The 23,569-nt window shown below is 38.2% G+C and carries 25 protein-coding genes; 8 read left to right on the forward strand and 17 right to left on the reverse strand.

What is annotated here, in order from left to right:
• Window positions 1-114: 114 nt before the first annotated feature.
• Window positions 115-576 carry a hypothetical protein gene (locus tag MHI48_RS20315; RefSeq protein WP_076327991.1) on the reverse strand — a complete coding sequence of 154 codons (462 nt, stop codon included), beginning with the start codon at window positions 574-576 and terminating at the stop codon, window positions 115-117.
• A gap of 769 nt (window positions 577-1,345) precedes the next feature.
• Window positions 1,346-2,131: a TRADD-N-associated membrane domain-containing protein gene (locus tag MHI48_RS20320; protein WP_076327994.1), complete on the reverse strand. Its 786-nt coding sequence runs from the start codon at window positions 2,129-2,131 to the stop codon at window positions 1,346-1,348.
• A 293-nt stretch (window positions 2,132-2,424) separates the two neighbouring features.
• Here MHI48_RS20320 and MHI48_RS20325 point away from each other — a divergent pair, with 293 nt between their 5' ends.
• Entirely contained in the window at window positions 2,425-4,134 is a 1,710-nt protein-coding gene (locus tag MHI48_RS20325) for an ATP-dependent endonuclease (protein WP_076327995.1), read from the forward strand.
• Window positions 4,135-4,178: 44 nt separating this feature from the next.
• Here MHI48_RS20325 and MHI48_RS20330 read toward each other — a convergent pair whose 3' ends face one another.
• Window positions 4,179-4,427, reverse strand: a complete 249-nt coding sequence (locus tag MHI48_RS20330; RefSeq protein WP_245838132.1) for a hypothetical protein — start codon at window positions 4,425-4,427, stop codon at window positions 4,179-4,181.
• A gap of 123 nt (window positions 4,428-4,550) precedes the next feature.
• Window positions 4,551-4,859 (reverse strand): hypothetical protein, encoded by a 309-nt coding sequence (locus MHI48_RS20335; RefSeq protein WP_076327996.1) that lies wholly within the window; start codon window positions 4,857-4,859, stop codon window positions 4,551-4,553.
• 285 nt (window positions 4,860-5,144) lie between these two features.
• Between MHI48_RS20335 and MHI48_RS20340 the strand changes: the two genes are divergently transcribed.
• Both MHI48_RS20340 and MHI48_RS20345 read left to right on the forward strand, forming a co-directional pair.
• Window positions 5,145-5,471, forward strand: coding sequence for a hypothetical protein (locus tag MHI48_RS20340; RefSeq protein WP_017687516.1), 327 nt, complete (start codon window positions 5,145-5,147; stop codon window positions 5,469-5,471).
• A 645-nt stretch (window positions 5,472-6,116) separates the two neighbouring features.
• Window positions 6,117-6,635 (forward strand): GNAT family N-acetyltransferase, encoded by a 519-nt coding sequence (locus MHI48_RS20345; RefSeq protein ID WP_076327998.1) that lies wholly within the window; start codon window positions 6,117-6,119, stop codon window positions 6,633-6,635.
• 350 nt (window positions 6,636-6,985) lie between these two features.
• Here MHI48_RS20345 and MHI48_RS20350 read toward each other — a convergent pair whose 3' ends face one another.
• The 3 genes from MHI48_RS20350 to MHI48_RS20360 all read right to left on the reverse strand — a co-directional run bounded on the left by MHI48_RS20350 (window position 6,986) and on the right by MHI48_RS20360 (window position 9,524).
• Window positions 6,986-7,474 carry a hypothetical protein gene (locus tag MHI48_RS20350; RefSeq protein ID WP_076327999.1) on the reverse strand — a complete coding sequence of 163 codons (489 nt, stop codon included), beginning with the start codon at window positions 7,472-7,474 and terminating at the stop codon, window positions 6,986-6,988.
• 330 nt (window positions 7,475-7,804) lie between these two features.
• Window positions 7,805-8,182, reverse strand: coding sequence for a ribonuclease toxin immunity protein CdiI (gene cdiI / locus MHI48_RS20355; RefSeq protein WP_143781419.1), 378 nt, complete (start codon window positions 8,180-8,182; stop codon window positions 7,805-7,807).
• A gap of 19 nt (window positions 8,183-8,201) precedes the next feature.
• Window positions 8,202-9,524, reverse strand: coding sequence for a WXG100 family type VII secretion target (locus MHI48_RS20360; RefSeq protein WP_076328001.1), 1,323 nt, complete (start codon window positions 9,522-9,524; stop codon window positions 8,202-8,204).
• 646 nt (window positions 9,525-10,170) lie between these two features.
• Here MHI48_RS20360 and MHI48_RS20365 point away from each other — a divergent pair.
• Window positions 10,171-10,734, forward strand: coding sequence for a DUF4879 domain-containing protein (locus MHI48_RS20365; protein ID WP_076328002.1), 564 nt, complete (start codon window positions 10,171-10,173; stop codon window positions 10,732-10,734).
• A gap of 204 nt (window positions 10,735-10,938) precedes the next feature.
• Here MHI48_RS20365 and yaaA read toward each other — a convergent pair whose 3' ends face one another.
• The 8 genes from yaaA to MHI48_RS20405 all read right to left on the reverse strand — a co-directional run bounded on the left by yaaA (window position 10,939) and on the right by MHI48_RS20405 (window position 16,886).
• Entirely contained in the window at window positions 10,939-11,691 is a 753-nt protein-coding gene (gene yaaA / locus MHI48_RS20370; protein ID WP_076328003.1) for a peroxide stress protein YaaA, read from the reverse strand.
• Between the two features lie 214 nt (window positions 11,692-11,905).
• Window positions 11,906-12,784, reverse strand: a complete 879-nt coding sequence (locus tag MHI48_RS20375) for a prohibitin family protein (protein WP_083669817.1) — start codon at window positions 12,782-12,784, stop codon at window positions 11,906-11,908.
• A 531-nt stretch (window positions 12,785-13,315) separates the two neighbouring features.
• Complete coding sequence (locus MHI48_RS20380; protein ID WP_076328004.1) at window positions 13,316-13,756, reverse strand: hypothetical protein; 441 nt, start codon at window positions 13,754-13,756, stop codon at window positions 13,316-13,318.
• Window positions 13,757-13,912: 156 nt separating this feature from the next.
• Complete coding sequence (locus MHI48_RS20385) at window positions 13,913-14,314, reverse strand: DUF4279 domain-containing protein (protein WP_244661021.1); 402 nt, start codon at window positions 14,312-14,314, stop codon at window positions 13,913-13,915.
• Window positions 14,315-14,531: 217 nt separating this feature from the next.
• Window positions 14,532-15,014 (reverse strand): hypothetical protein, encoded by a 483-nt coding sequence (locus tag MHI48_RS20390; protein ID WP_076328005.1) that lies wholly within the window; start codon window positions 15,012-15,014, stop codon window positions 14,532-14,534.
• 235 nt (window positions 15,015-15,249) lie between these two features.
• Entirely contained in the window at window positions 15,250-15,531 is a 282-nt protein-coding gene (locus MHI48_RS20395) for a DUF3139 domain-containing protein (RefSeq protein WP_076328006.1), read from the reverse strand.
• Window positions 15,532-15,594: 63 nt separating this feature from the next.
• Window positions 15,595-15,915, reverse strand: a complete 321-nt coding sequence (locus MHI48_RS20400; RefSeq protein WP_405141596.1) for a hypothetical protein — start codon at window positions 15,913-15,915, stop codon at window positions 15,595-15,597.
• 296 nt (window positions 15,916-16,211) lie between these two features.
• Entirely contained in the window at window positions 16,212-16,886 is a 675-nt protein-coding gene (locus tag MHI48_RS20405; protein ID WP_076328008.1) for a hypothetical protein, read from the reverse strand.
• Between the two features lie 399 nt (window positions 16,887-17,285).
• Between MHI48_RS20405 and MHI48_RS20410 the strand changes: the two genes are divergently transcribed.
• The 4 genes from MHI48_RS20410 (at window position 17,286) to MHI48_RS20425 (ending at window position 21,005) form a co-directional block, all read left to right on the forward strand.
• On the forward strand, window positions 17,286-18,056 hold the full coding sequence (locus MHI48_RS20410) for a hypothetical protein (protein ID WP_076328009.1): 771 nt from the start codon (window positions 17,286-17,288) through the stop codon (window positions 18,054-18,056).
• A 322-nt stretch (window positions 18,057-18,378) separates the two neighbouring features.
• A complete protein-coding gene (locus tag MHI48_RS20415) occupies window positions 18,379-19,314 on the forward strand; it encodes a LytTR family transcriptional regulator DNA-binding domain-containing protein (RefSeq protein WP_076328010.1) in 936 nt (311 codons plus the stop codon).
• 138 nt (window positions 19,315-19,452) lie between these two features.
• A complete protein-coding gene (locus MHI48_RS20420; RefSeq protein WP_076328011.1) occupies window positions 19,453-20,298 on the forward strand; it encodes an ABC transporter ATP-binding protein in 846 nt (281 codons plus the stop codon).
• Window positions 20,295-21,005, forward strand: a complete 711-nt coding sequence (locus tag MHI48_RS20425; protein WP_076328012.1) for an ABC transporter permease — start codon at window positions 20,295-20,297, stop codon at window positions 21,003-21,005. Before MHI48_RS20420 ends, MHI48_RS20425 begins: the two co-directional genes overlap by 4 nt.
• Before the next feature lie 122 nt (window positions 21,006-21,127).
• Here MHI48_RS20425 and MHI48_RS20430 read toward each other — a convergent pair whose 3' ends face one another.
• Together MHI48_RS20430 and MHI48_RS20435 are read right to left on the reverse strand one after the other, a co-directional pair.
• Window positions 21,128-22,015 carry a cell wall hydrolase gene (locus tag MHI48_RS20430; protein WP_405141599.1) on the reverse strand — a complete coding sequence of 296 codons (888 nt, stop codon included), beginning with the start codon at window positions 22,013-22,015 and terminating at the stop codon, window positions 21,128-21,130.
• A 278-nt stretch (window positions 22,016-22,293) separates the two neighbouring features.
• Window positions 22,294-23,511 carry an MFS transporter gene (locus MHI48_RS20435; protein WP_036614537.1) on the reverse strand — a complete coding sequence of 406 codons (1,218 nt, stop codon included), beginning with the start codon at window positions 23,509-23,511 and terminating at the stop codon, window positions 22,294-22,296.
• Window positions 23,512-23,569: the final 58 nt, after the last annotated feature.

Consider the following 23,569-nt stretch of genomic DNA (forward strand, 5'->3'; position numbering starts at 1 on the left):
GCTCTTCAACGAACCGATTATGCCAAACGTATGTTCCTATTTCAAGAAGCTTAAACCGGCTTATATTCTGTCATATGAAACCAAAAGAAAAAGCACCACGATGGGTGCCAATGATTAATCTAAGTATTGCCACATTGCAGTTTTGAATATTTCTTCCACTTCATCACGCCCGAAAAGTTTGTCTCTAACAGGCTTGTTATACACCCAAGTAGGGTTATCAGGCCCTTTCAATGATAGTTCAGTAACGGGTAATTCTTTGGAGGAGGTTGCGCTTTTAGAAGAGTATGTGAGTTGAGCATCTCCATAATATCCACCGAAGTATTCTCCATACTTAGCGATACCATTTATTTCAACGTCACCTATGGTAATTCTCAATTGGTTACCATTAGCATGAATTTTAGCATTATCACCAAATTCAGCTTTAATTTCTTTGAACACTTCATCAAACTTCAACCAAAGTTGCATTGAATAATCAGTGAAGTTACTCTCAATTAATTTAACTTTTTTGAACAAAGCGTCATTTACTTCAGCTTGGTCTTTTGCTTTTCCCGCCGCTTGCTTGATCCAGTCACTCATACGATAACGCCCCTTATCCGCTAGATTTATAGACACAACTAAGTTCACTATGCTATACGTCTTTGGGACATTTTGGTAGCAAACATTTTTAGAGTTTCACCTTATTTTATAAAAGCAAAAGAAAAGGCCGCACAATGGCGAATTTCTTACTGTTAATCCCTCATTATTATAGTTACCACCCGTTCACCACTACAATCTCGACATTCCAAGGTTACTTCCGCCTTTGTAGAACTGATGAATTTTCTTGTTTTCGGCTCATTGTTATAACCCATACAGCCCAAACATGGGAACTCCTTAGCTCGCTTTCTAACGAATGAGTAAAACCCATCAACAAAACTATGTTCCATGTCACTCCCCCTTTCTTACGTCCACTTTCGACGTTTAGGAAGGTTTTCCCTTTCTCACACAACAATCAGGTAGTTTAAGACAAAACTGCTTCACTCCATCCCATCTGCCCCATACACAACCATTGCATTTCTCCGGCTGCTTGTTAGGGCGAATGCGTAACTTCTTCCGTCTTCTGCTGATCGCTTCAATTCCTCCAATAAAAAAAGCCGATCCAGTGAAGGAACGACTTTGGCTGTTATATGTACGATTTTGGCGATTCATATGATGCTTTTAAAGAATTGGCGTCCGTACCGTCCGCAGCAAAAAAACTGCGCTCTTTGCTTTAAATTCATACGTACTTTGTAACAATAGAGGAAGAATGAGACCATTATACAGAGCCTATACTTTACAAGTCAAACAGCGAACCGCATATTTTTTGCAGTTAATCTGTGCTTTTCTCCTTATTCCTGACACTATCAAATGAAATCTCGTTACTTTCTTTTGTTAGTGATAGTGCCAATTTAGCCCATGCTTCATTTCTTAAGGGATCGTCAAAAATTTTGGAGATAAGAAAATTACTAAAGTGAAGGTGGTGCGTAGTTACTAATCTCTCGTGAAAAGTACTAAGTGACTTAACAGTTTCAGAATACATTTTCAAGAAGATAACACCTATAAAATTTGTAAGCATGCCAGCTACTCCACCAGTAACTGAGATTATTAGTTCATTGTTATTACCCTCAAAGAGAAACAATAATGTGACAGTAATTATAGCTACACCAGCAAGTAGACATATTAACCCTACCCAAAATATCCATCTACTCTGGTTAAGTGATAAATCATAGTACCTTTTTAGTTCAGTTTGATGAATCCTAAACTGTTTCTCAGCCCTTTTTTCTAACGACTCAACCCCAATATTTCGAAGATCCATTTCATTTTCAATTCCCATTATTTGGTCTTCTATTTTATTTTTATTGATTAAAAATGGTTGAATTATTAATGCTATTAAACTTACGACCACTATCATAGATAAAGGTATGATATCCTTGAGTGGTTTTTCCATTAAATAAACACTGAATACAATTGAAAATATTGACAAAAAAGCCATAAGAATAAATGACATTCTAGCAAGAATAGAGACAAATTCAATTCTATCTCTACTTTTTACTAAATCTTTCATTTTTTTCAATATAGCTTCTTCTGGTTTGATATCTGAATCATTCTCACTCATTTTATCACTCCTCTTCTAATTATTTATCGGTTTATCTTTTCATAATATTAGAAAAAGCGAGAAGAGGAACGCCTTAGTCATATGCAGCATGTGCAGCTGTGCGTTTCATTCGCGCCTTTTTCTATGCTCCTAATGTATCACGGAAAAATAGTCATGTGGGGTTCAACATGGTCTCAAGATGAGGTCATGCTCGGTTCACATTCGAGTCAATAATCCCCTCTCTTAATTACATGCTAAGATAGACTATAATGGTATTGTTATATTTAATAGAAAAAAGAATAGAGGTATACATAATGAAAATACTTAGTGTACGTATTAAAAATTACAAAAGTATCAAAGACTCAGACAACATTGATTTGAACTATACTCTTAATGCTTTCGCAGGTAAAAATAACACAGGAAAATCTGCTTTCATTGAAGCAATATATAAAGTTACTCATGGTGAATTGGTAGATAATCTAAATAGTGAATTTGATACAGTAAACTTAGTGATGGACATCAATTTATCGAATGAAGAAAAATCGTTATTGAATAATGATGTATTTGAAGAACATATACTATTAAATTTAAATCATTTAAGATTGAGTTATCAATTCGATATTAAATCCAATCAATCATTTATAGAAAAAGTTGAAAGAATTGTTGATGACGCAATCATACCATTTTATTACTCTTCTACAAGTGATCAAGATCTTAGATATAAAGTCTTCAACAAAAATCAAAAATATGACCTAGCTGGAATTCCTACTTTTCTTAAAAATATTCACAAATTGTTGAAAGACAAGGTTATATATATAAATGGATCAAGATATGTGCAGCAAACGGAGAGAATTAATTTACAAAACTCTTTACATATCGAAGGAACAAATCTTAATGCTTTACTTTATACGTTAAATAATAATGCTCCCAGAATTTTCACTAAAATAAACGAAACTTTCATACAAATATTTAATGACGCTTCTTACATTAGCACTCCAGTGAATGAAAACGATCAAACTCATATAAGTATTTTTTTTGAAGGTATGCAAGCACCAATTCCCTTATCACAATGTGGTAGTGGTTATACCCATGTTCTATTATTGTTATGTGTTCTGTTTACAAAAAATAATAGTATAGTTCTATTTGATGAGCCACAAGTATTCCTACACCCTTCTGCTGAGAAAGCAATTTATGATTTAGTATGTGATAACAGTGAGCACCAATACATATTCACTACTCATTCTCCTATTTTGATAAATTACCCGGTTGAAAAACGTTTAGTCCATGTTAGCAAATTAAATGGAGAAAGTGTCTTCACACAACTAGGCCATATCCAAGAAGTATTATCCGACATTGGTGTCAACAATAGCGACTATGCTTTGTCTGATAAAGTAATATTTGTAGAAGGACAAACTGAAGAACTTGTAATTCCGATGATCCTCTCTCATTTCGGCTTAAAACAGATCGGTTATAATTACAGAGTATTAAATATGAAGGGAACTGGTAATTATTTCACTAAGAATTCTTCTATGCGAGAGTATAAAGGTAAACTTGACTTAATTCTAAGTGGCATATCAGAGAGTCCAATACCTTATAAAATAATTATTGATGCAGATAACAAAACCGACGAAAAACTTCTCACATTAAGAGAAAGCTATGGAGATAGTATAATTATCTTGGGACGACGAGAGTACGAGAACTACTTTTTAGACTGTTATCATGAGCTTTCTGAAATCATTAATCGAAATTCGTCAATAGCTACTGCAGATCCAGATCTAATAAAGAGCAAAATCGACCATTTATTATTATCAATCGATGACAATAAATTATTCCCTAAAAAAGGTTCTACAAATGTATTAAAAGATGTCGTTGGAAGTGAAGTGTTAGAACGCTTATTTGAAAGCTACTCTTTACACTACAATAAAATAGTTCATGGAATGGAACTGACTGAATTAGTGTTAAACAACACTCCAGGAAAATTGGAATTCTTTAAGAGCGAACTGCAAGATTTCATTAAAGGATAACAGTGCAAAAAAGAGAAGCTGACGATTAATCGTCAGCTTCTCTTTTAGTATTCTGCATCATCTTGCTCAAAAAAGCCGATTAGCTTCAAGGTATTTGAGACACTCTCCAGCCCCTCATCGATCTTGCGCTTGATTGTACTATCACTGAGAGCGCGCCGGAAGAAGAGTATCGTTTCTTTGTGTGAATAACCTTGAATGTATCTGTAATCAACGGCTTTACAGGCTTCTTCGTCTTTGATTAGCCGCTGCGCCCTTTCCAACTGTTGTGTATAGAAGTCATATCTTTTGTACACCCAGCGTTGTTTCTCTATAAGAATCGTAGCGTTTGCCGTCTTGCCCGCAGCAGATCAGTTTTATTGAAGATTCAAGTTACTTTATAATCACCCTCCCTCTTAATATGATTTCAAAGTTTCTTGTTATCTTTTTATTGATACACCTCCTATTGTTGGAAGCCTAATAGACTGAGGGGTTCCCATCAAATATTCACCGAAGGTCAGAACATATGCGTCAGCTCTATCCGGTGACTTGAGACCACGTTTTTTCATTTCCTTCTTGCTTTCAAGTAGTATTTTCCCTTTACTGGTCATTGACCATTTTCTTGTAGTCAATTCATAAATCAGTACATCATCATCGGGTAATTGTAAAACTGCGGACTCGTTTTTCAAATAATTGCTCATGTTTTGTTCCAGAAGCCCCTTGATATAATCCCACATTTCAGCGCCCAAGTTTCCATAATGTTCATCCTAAGAAGATGATCCATTGATGATTGAAATAACCTCATAAGGAAGTCCTTATTCTGATATGACTTTATTCAACCTATTCGTCATACCCCCAACTTACCGGTATCATGTATCCTTATTCCGTATAAACGACTTTCGGATACTGCGGAAGTAATACTTTTATCAGAATAAACACCCAGAGAGAAACATTTGTTAAATATGTTACATATTCACATGTAAATATATTATATAATTGTAATGAAATCCAAAATAAATGAGGAGATGAAAAAAATGAAGAAAAAGATCTTATTAGCCGCTATTGCCGCATTCTGCACTTTACCCTTGTCGGCCTTTGCTTTAGAGACTGGAAACTCAGTGTCAACTAATTCTCTGCATCCTAAAATCGAGATCCAAGGATTACTCCAAAGAGAAGTGGAAGTTTTTCTCAAATTCCCAACTTCTAGTTATACAAAAGATATGGTTCCACTTAGAGCTACTTATTATGAAGGCGATTATGGTGGTGTTCTTACTAGATCTAGTACTGTTATAAAAGTAAATTATCCCGATGGATCATACTGGGAGGCACAGTACAAAGGAACAATTTATAAGGAAATGTAAATTTAACAATATCAGCAAGGGCGAGGATGTGAAAAATCCCCGCCCTCTCTTTAGGTTAGTAAGAAGACAGCTTTTCTACCAATCTCTGTTCTATAGTTATAGCACCCTACTCAAGGATCCAAAGAACTTTATCTTTTTAATGACAATCCAGCTATGGTCGGAAGCATTATAGACACTGAGGGCTTCTGTTAAATATTCGCTAAAAGTCAGAACATATGCGTCAGCTCTATCTGGTGACTTGACCGCGTTTTTTCTGGTCATTGACCATTTCCTTGTAGTCAATTGGGAAGTCAGTACATCATCATCGGGTAATTGTAAAACCGCAGATTCGTCGTTCATATAATTGCTCATGTTTTGTTCCAGAAGCCCCTTAATATAAGCCCACATTTCAGCGCCCAAGTTTCCATAATATTGATCCCAATATTACTCAAATTTACTAGGGATTTAAATATCCATTAATCGCCCATAATGTTGAATAACAAAATAGGATGTTACACTTGCTATACAAAAAAAAGTTGAAATAAATTCCATATTAATTAAAATAACCAAAATACAGAACTAGAACAAACTATCGTAGTACAAATTATAGTTTACATAAGCAGATTCGTAGTATTTAGCATTCAAGTTGATTGGAGGAAAGGGTTCATGAATATAATAATTGAGAAGTTAAAAGATACAGATATTGAAGACTTGTATGAATTCGAAATTGAAAACAGAATTTTTTTCGAGGAAATGGTACCGTCTCGAGGAGATGATTATTACATACCTGAGGTTTTTAAAGTAAGGAATGCATCTCTGCTTGATGAACAAGTCAAAGGACTCTCCTTTTTTTATTTAATAAAAAACGAAAATAACTCTATTCTTGGAAGAATAAATTTAGTTGATATTGATTCCGATAAAATAGGATTTCTCGGCTATAGAGTGGGACAAATCCACACTGGAAAAGGTGTTGCTAAAAAAGCATTAAAATTATTACTCAATACAATAGTTGATTTAGATATAAAAGAAGTTAAGGCAAAAACAACCACCAACAATATAGCATCTCAAAAAGTTTTAGAGCAAAACGGATTCGAGCATACAGAAACTAGCGATAAAGAATTTGAAATGAATGGGCAAATGTTAAAATTCATTACTTATACATGGATAAATAAATCATTATTTTAATCACCCATCGGACGCGACTGTTTAAGCTGAAGACCATAAGCCAAATTCCTCGTTCAAGATACTGAGGGGTTAGGCTTTTTTGTCTTTTAATATTCCTTATATTGTGAATTTCGCGTTCTTGATGTTATTCCATTGGGAAACTCATTGAGTATTGCAGATGAATTGGTTCTTACGCGCATTGAGTGAAACAAACTAGGTATATGTAATGGATCTATTAATTACTTACTTGATATAGTATTAACCGTTGACTCGCACACGTTTTTCCGAATTCGCTATACTGCAGTAACTTTTGAGCAATGAAAAGTTTCACTTTTCTCCGCAAAATATTACAGATCTATTGTTCATACCATTCATTCAATCAATTTCAAATTGTTGATACGCTCGATCTTTTGACCCAAAACTAAAACCTCAATATATTTTTCGTTTAACCACTCTAATGCTACTTGCCCTTCTTCTTTCAAGATAACGCCTCGCTGGCTTTTATACTGAAAGTTCTCTTTTGCCCATAACAATAGTATCTTTACATATTCTAACGTCTCAATTTCACATATACTGTCCTCTTCATCTTCTTCTGCAAAGATATCTTCAAAAGTTGTAAAAGACTGGTCAGATCTTATTAAGTTCACATTCCCTCCACCTTCGTATAACGTTATTTCCCCTTTCAGTAATTCGATTAAGTTTCCGATCTCTTCCTGGATCGTTGCGAAGTCTCCAAATATATCCGAGCCCAAAGAATTACTAATTAGATAACCATTCTTTAACGATGAATCGATGCCTAAGTCCAAGATAACTTCGTTGAAATCTTCTTTATATTCGATTGTATACCTATATTTAATCATGTTCGTATCTCCAATCTTTTTATTACAATGGACAGGCGGATGTAATCATATCAATATAGCCCACAATAATTTATTCAGCACCTTTATTTGCTGTCATGTCACCTTCTTTGGTTATTTTCTGCATACAAAAAAGCTCAATCCTCACAACGTTCAGGTGGGAAGAGCTTTCGAATTTTTATAACATCAATCGGGGTCATACGGTAACGTTTTTAGTGCTTGCATATCTTCCCAACTGTACAGCCAATATTTGGACTATGAATACTATGGACGTATAAGATAAACGAACTTTCGTTGTTCCTCGCAAATGATTTATGATTCACAATCAGTGAGTTAAGAATGTAAACCCAATCTTTTTTTAACCAGTTCTAATAATTTATAAATTTCCGGTTTAGCTTCTGGGTGCTCCTCCACGTACTTCTCACTGTAAATCATCAAATAGTTATAGAATTCATCATGCTCCATCACTGCCATTACATCTTCATCGTATGCTGGAGGCTCTCCAATAAAACACACTTTCTGATCACCAATATACTCTTCCTCCTCTGGCATATGATAGGATGAAAATTGTACCTCCAGTGGACCTGAACCATAACCATGTCTCTCATGATCTCCGAAGTATGTTAAAGCTCTTGGAAAATCAATAATCCAGAAATAAGATTCGACTAATCTATCTATTTCAGCTTTTGTTGTCAAAATTTTGTACATCATATCTCTCCTTCGATATTAATTAAAAAGCAGGATAAAAGTTCTTTATGTTCCCTTTTTCATCTACGAACCCCACAAATTTCAGCCCATTTAGTTCTCCTTTAACTATCCCGTTTTTCACGTTTCCAGCCTGTATCTGTGGCTCTAATGCTGCTTTTCCCCAATTATACATTTTTTCATTAGAAATTATATTAGGATCATATACTGTTTTGGGATCATTCACTCTCTTCCCAAGCACATTTCCATTTGGGTCCGTTATCGGTTCAAAAATACTTTTATCTGATTCACTTCGTTTCAAGGACGGAATTTGATACTCTACCTCGTAAATCCCCTCGACATTGTGCTTCTTGGGTTCACCTATAAAATAATCCTTTTTAACACTCAGTCCATACTTATTTGCGTCTTCTTGTAAGGCCCCATTAAATTTGTCCATATTATGACCGCCAGATACTCCAGGTCTGCTACCTCTCTTAAATCCATCAACGTTTACTAGGTGAGCATATGGCCTTTGCAATTTCTCCGCATCACTTACATGTTCACTTATTACTGTCTTAGTTGCTTGTCCCTTGCCCTCAGAACCCTTCTTCTGCTCATTCGCTTTCCTCGCTTCCAGATTCTTTTTAATCTTCGCCACAGCCGGATCAGAGGCAGGCAAGCGAAACGGCCCTTTGCCACCCGGCATACTCCCACGAACCATCTGAAATGCCATAAATAGCTGGCTGAACTTCAGAGAAGTCAACATCATCTGAGCATATTTATCGGATACAGGCTCGCCTGTGAAGGGATGAATTCCATTTTCAAAGGCTTTGATCTGCATCGCATAAATATCTTCTCCTGGCGCTTCAGCATCCGTAGCTTGCATCCGATTGATATCCAAATGCCCCTGATCCTTCTTATATGCCTGAAGGGCTGCCTGATCCGTAACACCATTCTCGTTCACAGGCATCCACATCAGCTTCCCATACACATTGACTTGCGCCATCCGGTAGCCTTTATCCTCCGTACTCGCATCATTACCCAAGGTCTTCATCATTACTCCCGCACCCACAGCGTCAACAGCACTTCCAAGACTCACCTTCTGAGCATCAGCATTCTCAAACCGCATGGCGATCTCCTTGAGTTCCTTGGAGATGCCCACCATACTCTCCAGTGCTTTATCCAATATGGGGCGCGACTGTTCAAACTCATAGTAGAATCGCTCCTGCGTCGCCCCCATCCACATCATCTGAACGAACATGATCTGTCTCGTCAGTTCACTGCGAATATGCTCCAACTGTTGTCTGGCCTGATCCACCTGATTGGATACATGATGTAGTTGCTCAGGAGTCACCTTAATTGTACTCATCCGTTTTCACCGCTCATCTAAGATATGATAGGACTATGTTAGCAGAATTTTAATGGCAATTACATCCGGCTAACCTCCTGATTTCACTGCATGAATCCACGCTCAGAATGATTTATATCCGTCCCTCAGCCCCATACGATCTCTATGTAGGTGTATACATGTTCCAGAGGGTTTTTCTTTTACGACTACAGGATACTGTGGCATTTTACTACGACAAGCCGAAAACTTTAACAAATCATAGTATTAATGAAGAAACTTGACTCGTGCGGATGATTAGGTGTACTATATGTTTGTATAAATGGAATATATTACAATTTAAATATTTATTTTGGAATCTTATATTAACAAGATGGGTATCAGAGCCTAACATAACTAAGATATCAATGCGTATAAATGAGTTTTACATTTTGTCTGCAACACATAATCATTGGCAGGCATTCATTTTACATATACATTCCTACTTCATAGAGTTTTCTAGCCTGTAGAGTTCTACCTCCTTAATTTCTTTTTAGTAAAGAAAAAAGGAGAAGAATCATCTTTAAAAGAGAGGAGGGCAAGAGGCTTTAAGCTGCAAGTAGGTCTATTTGTCGTAACCGCATGTTCTTGTAAAAGAATACCCATAACAAGAAAGGTGGAATTTATTGCTATGAGAAAATTGATTAGTTTAGCTCTTATTCTTGTTCTAATGCTTTCATTTAATGTAGCTGCCTATGCAGACGGTGATGTGACTCAAGCCAAACCTATGACAAAGGAAGAAATTATTAATTCCAAAGAATTCCGTGAAGCTGTGAAAGCGGCTAAGGCTGAATTTGAATCGCAGAAGGCTGATAATGTGGGTGGTCCAGTTCTGTTTGCGCCTGCTCCGAAAGTATCTCACATTAATGTATACGGTGTCGTATCTCCTAATGGCGGTCAAGAAATTTACGGCTTCAATAACAACCCACTGTCCACAACCAATGATCATGGTGGGGCTTGGATTCAGTGTATTACTTTCCAGATCGGTTATGACAGCAGTCACTACGGCACACTCGCCGGCAATACAATGACAAACAACTGGTCTGAAGCTATTGATCTGGACGGTGACCGTGTCGTAGATGCTTGGGCCTATTCTTGGGTTTATGAAGCGCCTACTACAGGGGGACAATTTGTAGGAACGGTCTATTCCATTAATATTCCAACACAGTGGACCGCTTGGATTAATGTTCGTTAACAGGAAGGATGTAATATGAATATTGGAGGAATTGGCTATCCTGGTTCTATCATGAGGAATACGGGAAATAAGCCCAAAAGCTCATCAGCTTTGGACATGGATTTGATTCTTGATCAGGCGCAGGGATATACATCCCCCTGCGTCTTTTCTCTTTGTGATATTAAAGGGCCGACTTTGTATAGGAACCCACCGTTGCATAGCAGGCTACTTGCCCTCTGCTTGTATGAATACATACGTACTCTCGTCGGATCGTTCTTCTGAAAAAGTGAAGTTCAACCGATCAAAGTTTCTTACGTCCTTCACCTCTGTAATCTTATGCTCTGCCATATAACGTACCATTTCACCTCTGGCCATCTTAGCCCAGGTTGCCTTTTCAACAAGCTTCCCATTGACCATTTGTCCGAATACACAAGTAATGAAACGGGTTTCCTCGCTCAGAAAAGGTAAAATATTTTTGCTATACTCTTTGGAAGCCAGATTTAGGATGTAGTTGCTTTCTGATTGAAGCTGATCTGCGAGTTTGCTACCCCAGAATTGATAGAGCGATTTGAAGCCTGGACCTTGCAACTTGCCCTGCATCTCCAACCGATAAGGGGTAACCCCATCCAAAGGCCGTAACATGCCATAAAAACCGGATAATATGCGTAAATGCTGCTGAAGATACGCCAGTTCCTCATTTTGAAAAACACCTGGAGCCATATACTGATACTGAATGCCCTCATAGGCATAGATTGCTGGTGTCAGATTTGCTTTTATATTCATATTCTGAATCCGCTCCACGTTCTGTTCGGCGATTGCATCGTTACACTTCCACATCGCTTTGAGTTCGTCATAGGATAACTTTTGAAGCAGACTCAATAGCTGTTCTGACTCGTTTATAAACTGCGGCATCTGTGCGATAGCCATAAGATCGGTATCAATCTTCATCTTTTTAGCTGGTGATATGATAATTCTCATCGTGCTGATCCATCCTTAATCTACCGTTGTTTTTGTCGTTATCCATTGTACAGGATTGGACAGGCGAATCCAATGCCAAGGCTTAACTAAATCCCTCATGGTACCTTTGAAAAGACTTAAAATGAACAAGTCAGCCCACGATTGGACTGGCTTGTTCATTAGAATTCAACACATTCAATTGGTGAGAAAGCAAGGGATGCATTTCAAACCGCTATTAGGGAGATACGCTCCCCCCGCCGCTATTTTGCTCAGTTTTTGTAGTCGGCAATTGAATCATTGGCGTATTTGACCCACTTACATATGGAAGGGCTCCATCCCATTTCTTAATGGTTTCATATTCAACGAGTTGACTCGATAATGATTGTTGAAGCTCTTTGTTTGCTTTAGCTTGACCTTCTGCTTCGATCAATAGTTTGTCTGCATTACCTTGCGCTTCCACGCGCTTGCGATCTGCTTCTTTCTTGGCGATCTCCAGTTCAGTCGTTTTACGTTCCAGTTCTTGAGAAGCTTCAACACGCTTATCGATTGCTTCCTGCGTCTTAGCATCAGGTTGAGGAACACCTACAGTAACGTTGGATACAATAAAGCCTAATTCTTTAACGTCATCAGAAAAACGTTGTTGCACGTCTACTCCTGCTTCGGATGACTTTTCACCATAAACATCAATGACTGTAAACTTGGAGATACCTTTACGAGCTGCGTCACGGAAACGTGTTTTGAGATATGTATCCTCAATTTCTTGAATGCTAATTGGCCCAAATGTATTAAAGATAGAAGATACTTTACTTGGTTCTACTTGGTAGTTGTAAGCAAAATCGATTGTGATGTTTTTCCCGTCAGAAGTAGCAATCTGAATATCTCTGTATTCCACCGTTTGAATTCGGATCGGATATTTCGTCACTTTATCAAACGCTCCAACGAGTTTCCACCCTTGACTCAGTGTGCTATCTTTTACGCCTCCATTTGGTGAATAAACGACCCCAACATATCCATTAGGAATTCGTGTTAAAAAGAAGGTCACCATTAGCACTCCCACAATAATAACTAATGCAACCGCAATTGCCCCTACCCTAAACGTCTTTGAATTTTTCATCACCATTCTCCTCTTGTTTGAATTTATTGTATTTCTTCAGAATTCTACTACCTATTTTATTGAATAGCGGGAACATTAATGACCATAGAATAAATGCTAGGATAAAAATTAAAATGATTCCCCCAATAAATGGCATATCTGTCCTCCCCTCTATGGATGTAACCGAGTACAAATTTATAAATGGTAACTAATTATATCCTTCTTTATATATACTTTGTAAATTCGTATTAGGTTTCAAGGATATTCATCGCTTGAAGTACTATTAGGTAAAGTAGAGAAGAGAAAGGTGGATGAATGGGCGTCCAGTAACCAGTTATTCCTATCAAGAAAGTGATCATCAATTCATCTGGGTATTATGGATCAGGAGTTGTATCCATTGCTCTTCTCTGTAGATGTACACATATTCTAAATAAACTGCCCTACTGTCACAAAAAAAGAGCCATCAAAATGTTTAATGGCATCTTCGAATGAGTAATGATACGAACCAAAATTAAAACTATAAATTTATATCACAGGTTACCATCTTATGAGCTAAAACTCACTTTTAGATGATTTAAACCTTTCTAAGTCATAGTATGGATTTGAAATATGATCTCCAACCTCCATAATCGTCTCTTTAATCTCGTTTAAAATTATCAAATCTATATTATCTTCTTTACTTATAGACTCTTTAATTTTAATAAAACAATTCTTCAAACCAAGGTTAACAACAATAGAGAGTATGATATCTACATCTTCGTAGGAATTAGTATTCCATAACTTCCTCATTAAGACATCTATCTCATTTCTAGTTTTATCCTCTAAAAGCTCATAAGTCATGATTTGTCGATCTGTTAATTCGGACAGGATTAACAAAAAAACTTTTTTATCAAGAATCTTATTTTCAAAATCTTTTAAAGCATTCCTGAACAAAGACAGTAAAACTTCTGTAGGTAACCTATCCGCTAATTTCTCAATATCTCCAATATTCATTTAATCATTTCCCTTTTGTCTATATATGAATATAATTGAAAGATTGATTTTTTTCCAAGTTCCATGCGATTATTTAAAAAAAGAACACCACTCTCAAGGTCAGATAATTGGGTACTTGTCCTCTGTATGTATTTTCAGAATGACTTGTTTCCATTGCTACAGAATATACAAATCAAAATCAAACTCTGCGTTCAAATCATAGGCTATACCAATTGCCTTTTTCTCAATAGTAATCGCAGGGGTCTCATTATGCATAATCCTAATCGAGAAGCTAAACCGAAAATTCAAATTATTCTTCATTCTCAAGGTTTTCAACTTTTCTATATGTGGCTCCAAAAGATTGAGTATGTGATTCAATTGCTGATTGATATCAAAAGATTCCTGATAGTCCGTCTCCAAAAACCAACAGGTTTCCTTTCGATACAAATCTCTATCATCAATCTTTTCTCCTTTTATATAGGTTCCAGATGGTTCAATTCCAATCTGTTCTGTGATTAACTTCGGTTCGAAATGATCTCCTGTAATGATAAATTCAGCCATAATATTCGTTTTGTCCATATATGATCCTCCTAACTTTATTCATATATCAAAAACCTGAACTGCAAGAGTACTACCTTCTTTATTGATCCATTTTATTATCATATTTGAACATCTTACTTATCTTTAAATTTAAATTAGCGAATTTTAAATGACCACATTTTGTCCCTCGACATATTCCCCCATGTAGTAAAAGCAACTGGTGAGTCTTCAGATATGTATTGGTTGAACAATAGACTTAAATTAAATGAATAGGAAGTCCCCAAATATCCAAGTAAAAAGTAATATCCGATTTAATGTTGACTGTTCTCCAGTCCGATTTATCTATTAAGAAGATTTCTTCCCCTACACCAGGTAATTCAACGGAGATATACATATTTCCACCCTCCTCAAACTTCTTAGTTATTGAGCCTGACAGAGGATCTCTTGTTAGTTCTTTATTAATTGAAACGATGTGTAGATACTTACCTTGATTTAGAGATTGGTAGCTTATTGCATCTCCTTCTTTTAAATTTGTGCATGACTGACTTTCGAACTGTTCTGTTTGAGTACTCTCTGTAGACTTTTGAGGGTTATTGACGGTAACTAAGCACACATTACCTTTTAGTTCAACAGATTTTACATGCCTGCTAGTTTCTACGGGAACCGGATCTTTCATCATAAAAAACACCAGAATGATTACTGTAATCAATAATAAACCTATAAATAATCCTTTTCTCAAATATGACCCTCCTTCTATTTAGCAACGTACCATTTACCCTCTTTCCATCTTGGCCCCGGATGCAGTTGCTTTCAGATTAAAGATGATCTGAGAGTTTGCTACCCCAAGATTGATAAAGCGAGCTGAAACCCGGACCTTGCAACTTATCCTTGCATATCCAACACATAAGGCCTAACCCATCCAAAGGACGTAATATTCCATAAAACCGGATAATATCGGACATACCATTGAAGAATTATGGATCAGGCCATAGTTGTACCCATTTCGTTTCTCTGTAGGTGTAGACATATTCCTGTGGGTTATCCTCCAATTTGACGACTACAGGATACTGTGGCATTTTACTTCGACGAGCGGTGATGCTAATAATCTCATGTTCATCCATACCCTTTTCAACGATTAAATACGTTCTTAAACCATCTTCAAGATCCTTCATATCATTCTTATAGGAGCCATACCATGTGACTGAAGCTACAACTATTAGTGCAATTACAATCAATACTCCCTTTAGAAATTTCATTTTATTCACCTCACTTTAGCCTGTAGTTTGTAATTCTATTAATATTTCCGCTTATTATCACCATCATTTGGTAACCACTATCTTTTCCGATTTTCCTTCCCAATCCATCTGAACTATAAATTCATCCTCATCCAAAAATGGGGACATCCCTTCAGCTTTTCCTCTGATTACAGTATTAAAAGGAACTTCCCCTGTAGAATGAATATTTTTGCTCATAAATTTGGTTTTAACTTTTTTAATTACTGAAGGATTATCTCCTAAGTACCTAATTTCATATTCATAACTTGCTACAGAGCTATTACTTTGAACGGTACATGAGACACTCCAATTCTCACTCTCTCCTGTATATGAAGTGACTTTGTTTGAACAAGCGGATGCTGTCAATAGAAGAAAAAAAAGCAAAAAAAAACGATACTCTCTTCATAATAAATCCTCCTTTATAGTCAAGATATAGCAAATACTAAATTAGCAAAATAAGAGATCATAATAAATTACATCTAGAGAAAATGAAGAATTATTTTGAATTTCAAGAAGATTATGGTCACCATTTTTGCAGTAGCTCTCATCTTTTCAAATATTAATCCTGTTATGGCAACACAGGACGAACCAGACTTTGACACAAGCAAATATACTATTGTAAAAAAGACTGTCGCATTTGTATGACAATCTGCCAAAGTGATCTATAACACTCCGTTCAAGCCACCGAATAACCGCCCTAGAACATCAAAATATATGATGATGAAAGACATTATTATAGATATTGGTAGTATAATCAAAAATTTAAGTCTTTTCGTAGGAACAATAAATAATAAAATAATGACCATGATTAGATATATTCCCATAAGTATTGGGATCAAGTAGTAATGAGTATGCTCGGGCAAGTAAGCATCGCGCAATTGATACCCTTCGGACAGTAGAGCTGTGATTGGAAGGGATAACACTAGACTAGATACAGTTCCATTGCCTCGGGCATACCACATCACATAAGCACACACCGGAGATACTACTGCACACATCCCCCAAAAAATAATTTCTTTCATTGGAACGAAATGTAGAAAAAACACGGTGTATAGATAATAAACAGTTAGTAGCGACACAAAAAAGAAGAATACCTTAACTGCTGCTAGTTTAGGAGAATAACTAATAACCGATATGAGTGTGGCAACAAAAATCCAAATACCTAGACGCCCACCAATATCGTCAAATATGGGGTTAATCCCCTGAGCATCCACAAGCTTTGCCGCTAAACCTAAAATCACTCCGATCGTTATCGCACTTACAATTGAAAGGACATTTTGTTTTGTAGTGGATTGGTTTTCAGCTCTAATTTGACTTAACTCTTTATGTATCCCCACTTCAACCCTCCAACTTCCATAATTCCTATATTCTAACACAACCGATCCAGCCTGTAGAATCTGTTCGATCTGTTCCTCCGATAAATTTCATTGTTATTCTTCTAAAATGGTTCTATGTATCCACTCATAACCGACCCTGGTCCTTACCGAACAGAAATCCCCACTTTGTCGCATGGGTCCTTATATCTAAATCACTATATCCACTCGTCAATCTTCTATTACCTGAAGTTAGGTCGTTATTCTCATTATCTCAATGCGCCATTTTGCTATGATTATTATTACTTTGACCGTAAATCTATTCCACCAATATCATATCAGGCCATATTATTTTCAGATAACAACTAGGTGGGTTGATGAACTTATTTAATTTTATTTTAGAGAGAAAGGGTGTCTCATCCTATGTTTATTGTTCAATTACTGCTCGCTATCGCACTTCTGGGTAGCTCAGGTAGCTCAAATCATGCCACTTCTACACAACTAGAAATCAATCAAATACAGCCTATGGATGCTTCTCCTGGACAAGTCATGGAAACCGGTTTAGAACCTTTCCGGTCCGAACGCAATTATAATGGATGGGAGCCAGAACTCGATCAATTCGAGCAGGCCGCCAGCAGTCTTCAGAACAGGCTATTTGAAAGTGTTGTGTCACCGATCCTATCCAAACCTGGCGATACAGGAATATTTGATTATGGCGGGAATCTGAAATTACTAAAGTCTGTGCCTCTGAATACACGTTTTGAACGTGGCCCACTAACCATTCATATTGTTCATGCCCAATTATTAGAGGCTAGTGACATTCCTGAGGATTCACAGAAAAACATTTCCATTCTAAATCGAGAAGATATCGGTTCCAAGATCACTTATATCAATATCCTCTACACTGTGGAAAATACAACCGATCAGAATATCGGTTTTTACGGCTTAAACTCCGTTCATCCAAACACGGGAAAGCCGATCTCCGCAGATCGCAATTTTATGAGAAAGTCATATGTCTATAATCAGTATGATGGCGTAGTTATTGATAATACGAATTACGGTTTGGTATATACCGATGATCCTGATAAGTTGGAATCCATTGAACTTGTGTTCAACAAAGTCTATGACTACGATACTGGAAAAACCATTGTAGAGCCCACTTTGTTGAAAATTCCTTTTGCTGTTCAAGAGTAGTGTAAACACAGCCCCATCGCACATTATGACAAAACTACTACTCTAAAAACCACCCTAATTCATTGAACTGCACCTCCAATTGGTAGTTGTGTCTAACAATTGGAGTGCAGTTCATTCATTTGGAGTGGTTTTTTGTTTATATATCCATGGTATCCAATCGCTTTTCGTATGCAATGCTGCTACGTCCAACCGATTTCTGGAGGCTCATTATTCATATGCCTGATCGAGGATCTAAATTATCTCAATTGAAGCTGACAAAAAATTACTTCAACATTATAATTGTTACATATTATCCAAAAGCAGTGATGACCAGGAGGACAAGATGCAATTTCAACCAGTGTATCATGATGGGGAACTATTTTTACCCAAAATCGAATTAAATATGGCATGTAACCAATCAATTGGCATTATAACAGACTTGAAGCGAAAACAGATTTTAATGAATCAACTACAGGATCGTTCCCAATATTACATACTTCGAGCTCAACAAAACGAGTATACACAATTAACGGTGGAAGAATTAATCACTTTTCTGATCAACGTAACAGAGCGGAATGATCGTGCCACTATGTTATTGGATTATTTCGCTTTGAAAGAAGAACGGAAGGTAAAAATCAAGAATCTAAGTCCATCAAAAAGGATGTATGTGACGTTGCTGCGCGTTTATTTTGCACATCAGCCTACACTCGTACTGGAGGAGCCCTATTTTTATTTGGAAGAACAAGACCGGCGCCAGTTTAAACGGATTTTAGATGATCTTTCGAAACAAATACAGATTTTAATTTTAACTTCTAATCTAGAGGATGCCATGATTTCCTGTGATTCAATTTATCGTCTGAATGAATCCGGATTTCATCTATTGGATATTCGTGATTCAGAAGAGGATAAACAAGCAGTGCAGGAACAAGATCGAGCCAATATAACCCTGCAGAAGATTTATACGAAAAAAAATGACAAAGTAATTTTATTTAACCCGCCTGAAATTGATTACATAGAAAGTATGGATGGTTCAGTTCTTGTCCATGTAGGTGGAGAAAGTTTTATCTGTGCGCTGACGCTGACCGAGCTCGAGCAGAAATTGTTTAACTTCGGATTTTTTAGATGTCATCGATCCTATATTGTTAATCTACAGAAGGTAAGAGAGATTATTACATGGACGAAAAATAGCTACAGCTTGCGATTAAATACAGGACAAGATGCGATTGTTCCGTTATCTCGTTCAAAATTACAAGAATTAAAAACACATCTTAACATTTGATTTCCAGGGAAATATCGATTCAATCCAGCAACTAATGGTACCGTTCAGCCGTTGACAGCTACATTTCGGCGGATTTCGATGGTTGGAGGCATGTAATCTTTATATGCTTAAGTCATCAACTCCAAGGAAGTGATATGCATGGATGTTATCCGAGTAGAACGTATTCGAAAAAGATTTAAAAATAAGAATGCATTATCAGAAGTATCTTTTTCAATTCCAAAAGGTGAAATTTTAGGTTTTCTAGGTCCAAGTGGTTCTGGAAAAACAACTTTAATTAAGATTTTAACTGCGCAATTAAATCCGACAAGTGGACAGGCAACTGTATTTAACCAGCCAGTGGAGATGATGCATCAGTCTGCACAGAAGATGCGCTTTGGTATTTTGTCAGATAACAGTGGTCTATATGAAAGATTATCGATAGATGAAAATCTAGAGTTGTATCGCCAATTATATGACCTTCCTAAAACTTCGATCGATACAGTATTGCAGTTTGTAAACTTAAGCGAAGAACGCAAAAAGAAAGTCATCCACTTATCGAAAGGGATGCGTCAGCGTGTTATGCTGGCATGCGCAATTATCCATGAGCCGGAATTATTATTTTTAGATGAACCTACTTCAGCTTTGGATCCGGTAAACTCCACACATATTTATAAAGGGCTACGCTACTTAAATGAGAAAGGGACAACAATTTTTCTAACGACACACGATATGTCAGAAGCAGAATTGTTATGTGACCGTGTAGCGATTTTGTATCAAGGTGAAATCCAAGCTATTGGCTCGCCTAAGGCGCTTAGAAAACAGCATCGGGAAAACGTCGTTTGTGTAGAATTGGTAAACGGGGAAACCTACGAGCTCCCGATGAATGAAGGAACGGCTGAGCAAATTGCCGATTGGATGAAGAGAGGCTTAATCGAGCGATTGGAATCGAAAGAGCCAAGTTTAGGCGATATCTTTATTAAAGTGACAGGAGGTGAACTGTTATGAGTATCTCGTTAAAACGTGCGCGAGCAATATTTGTAAAGGACTACAAAGAGTTTTCACGCAATTATGGCATTTCCATCATGTTGCTTGTTCCGATTCTATTCGCATTTCTTTTTCGCACTGCAGGCCCTTCTTTCCCTGGGGCAATAGGTTTTCTTCTAAATATTTCGTTTGTGCTCTTAACCTCTTTCGCACAAGCATGTTTGATCGCGGAAGAAAAGGAACGTAACACCTTACGATCATTAATGATGACTCCAGCCACAACGATGGATGTATTAGTTGGTAAAAGCACCTTAGTCTTTGTCATGTCTGCTATTGTTCTGGCTATTGCTACGTTTATATTAGGCTATGAGCCACCTAGTATATGGGCATTTGCAATTGCAATCATTCTTTCAATAATTCTATACACAGCAGTAGGAACGATATGTGGTTTATTCTCTAAAACGGTCCTTGAAGCTTCATTATCAATCATTCCTGCAGCAATGGTATTTTCTGCTCCTCCTGTTGCAACAATCTTGTTTGGAGATTTCCCGATTTTTAAAATGCTGGATTATATACCAAGCATTCAACTTGTGACTTTGCTAAATATACCCAACGCAGGCTTTACATTTGGAGACCTATTTAAACCCCTCCTCATTATTTTGATATGGACGGTTGTATTAACGATTGTGTCTGTTATTTTGTATCAATGGCGGTTAAAGGATGAGTAGCCACTCCTCGCCTACACAACCAAAATATAAAACAAACCCCGGTACACGTCTGCATTCAGCAGCGTACGGCCGAGGTTCACCATTATCATTTCAAATATTACACTACATATCTCTACTTAAACTCATCTTGTAAAATCATGCTGCCCAATGGTCAGCAGCGTCGGCCTGCTCTTACTCCACACCGAAGTGGCAATCTTCGGATTGTAATAATACAGCGCTCCGTTCGTCGGATCAGCGCCATTCAATGCCTTACGAGCAGCCCTGTAAGAGGTCTGGGTTGGCTTGGTATTAAACTGCCCATCATCTATAGCCGTGAATTGCCCTTTCTGGAAAATAACCTTCGAAATAGATGACGGGAATTCACTCGAATGTACCCGATTCAACACAACCGCTCCTACAGCGACTTGCCCTTCAAAAGATTCTCCGCGCGCTTCACCGTGGATCAGCTTCGCCAACTGGCGTAACGTCTCGCCTTCGGCTTTGGCCTTTTTATTCAGCCTGTTCAGTGTCGCCGGACCTGCAACTCCATCTGCACTCAGTCCCTGCGCCTGCTGGAACTTGCGGACAGCACCTTTGGTGATGGTACCATAATATCCAGTCATTCCGGCGTCAAAGTACCCCAGATCGCTTAATTGCTCCTGCAATTGCAGCACATGCTCGCTGCGAACGCCCTGTTCCAGCTTCTGTGCTCCCGCAGAAGGAGCTGCCACGGTCAAGCCCAGAGTCAATGCGCAGGCACCGAGAAGCATACTGACCCGCCCTGCTCTTTTGCCAGCCATGTTACCCTTCCCATGAGTGACTTTCCGACTGACAGTGATAGGTTCCATGTTGTCAGCAAACGTTAATGGATTCAGCCCCTCATTCGTGCTATCAACTGTAGTCCGTTCATTACTGTTCATATGGCTTCCCCCCTTCATCTCTGTCATCTCACTTACGCTATCTAATTCACTTATCATATTCTTTTCATTGATTTCATTCGCTTGATCCATTCCAATATTATTCTTCATCATTCCATTAACCTCCACTTTTCTGAATCCAGATCCCACATCTTTCTCCTGAATCCTCACGGTTGGACATCCCGAGTGTCATTATAGGATATAGAAAAAATGAAGTCTATCGGACCGATGACGCAGTGAAAAAACGACGCTGAACATAACAAAAAGAGGCATGAGCCCATGGTCACACCATGGTCATACCCCTTCTTCTATCAACCTTACAACGCTTGTCCAACCCGGCATTTTCGTAGGCTGGCAGACCCGTACAAAAGTTGCGTTGTATTTATTGACAATTACTCAGCAAGTTCCTGACCCTTCGTTTCCCGGCCCCAGAACAGTACAGCCGCTGCGCCAATGAGGATTGTCACGAAGAAAATCGTGAAAATCAGGCTGATTGCCACTTCGCGTTGAACCAGCATACCGACCATTAATGGAGCCAGTACGCCACCGATTCGGCCAACCGATGTGGCAAGGCCAACACCTGTCGAACGAACGGAAGTTGGATACAATTCCGGGCTGTAGGCGTACAGACCACCCCAAGCTCCCAGATTGAAGAAGGAAAGACAGATTCCTGCGGTCAGGATCGTAGCTTCCGTTGTAGCCAATCCAAACGCAATCGCACTGAATGCAGTCAAGGTAAGATACACAACCAGTACGAACTTGCGACCGTAACGTTCAATAAAGTACGCAGCGGTGAAGTAACCTGGCAACTGTGCAATCGTCATGATCAGCACGTATTGGAAACTTTTAACCAACGTGAATCCTTTTGCCATCACAACCGAAGGTAGCCACAGAAACATTCCATAATAAGAGAAAATGACGGTAAACCACAAAATCCAGAGCATCAACGTTGTACGGCGATGTGGTGCTGACCAGACGGTAGCCACTTTCTCGCGGAACGTGATTTTATGAAGCTTGGTATGATTCTTGTACCGCGGCGGGTCCTGAATAGCACGACGCAGATACAGTGCGTAGAACGCCGGAAGCGCACCAATGGCAAAAGCAATTCTCCATCCGTACTCCGGGATAACAAAGTTCGCAATGAGCGCGGATACAATCCAGCCCCCTGCCCAGAAACTTTCCAATAATACAACGGCACGTCCCCGTTCCGCTGTAGGCATCGACTCCGATACCAGTGTAGATGCCACTGGCAACTCTCCGCCAAGTCCGATACCCGCAACCAGACGCAGTGCACACAATACAGCAAATCCGGTCGCAAGTGCAGACAGACCGCTTGCAATCGTAAAGATTAACAAGGTCCACATCAGAATGGCCTTCCGTCCAAAACGGTCCGCAAGTGCACCTGCAAGCAAAGCTCCTAGCGCCATACCGATCGAGTTAATACTCGTAAGCACGCCGACTTGTCCGGGACTGAGACTCCATTCCTTGGCAAGTGCAGCCACGATAAAGGAGATCATACCAACTTCCATCGCATCAAACAGCCAGCTCATGCCGGCACTAAACAGCAGCTTGCGCTGCTTGGGATTCCGCAATACTTCCAGTTTGCTCATCACTTATAGCTCCCTTGATCTCTATGTAGTCATTCTGACACTAAATCATTATTATGCA

Source organism: Paenibacillus sp. FSL H7-0942 (genome assembly GCF_045040715.1).
Lineage (GTDB): Bacteria > Bacillota > Bacilli > Paenibacillales > Paenibacillaceae > Paenibacillus > Paenibacillus amylolyticus.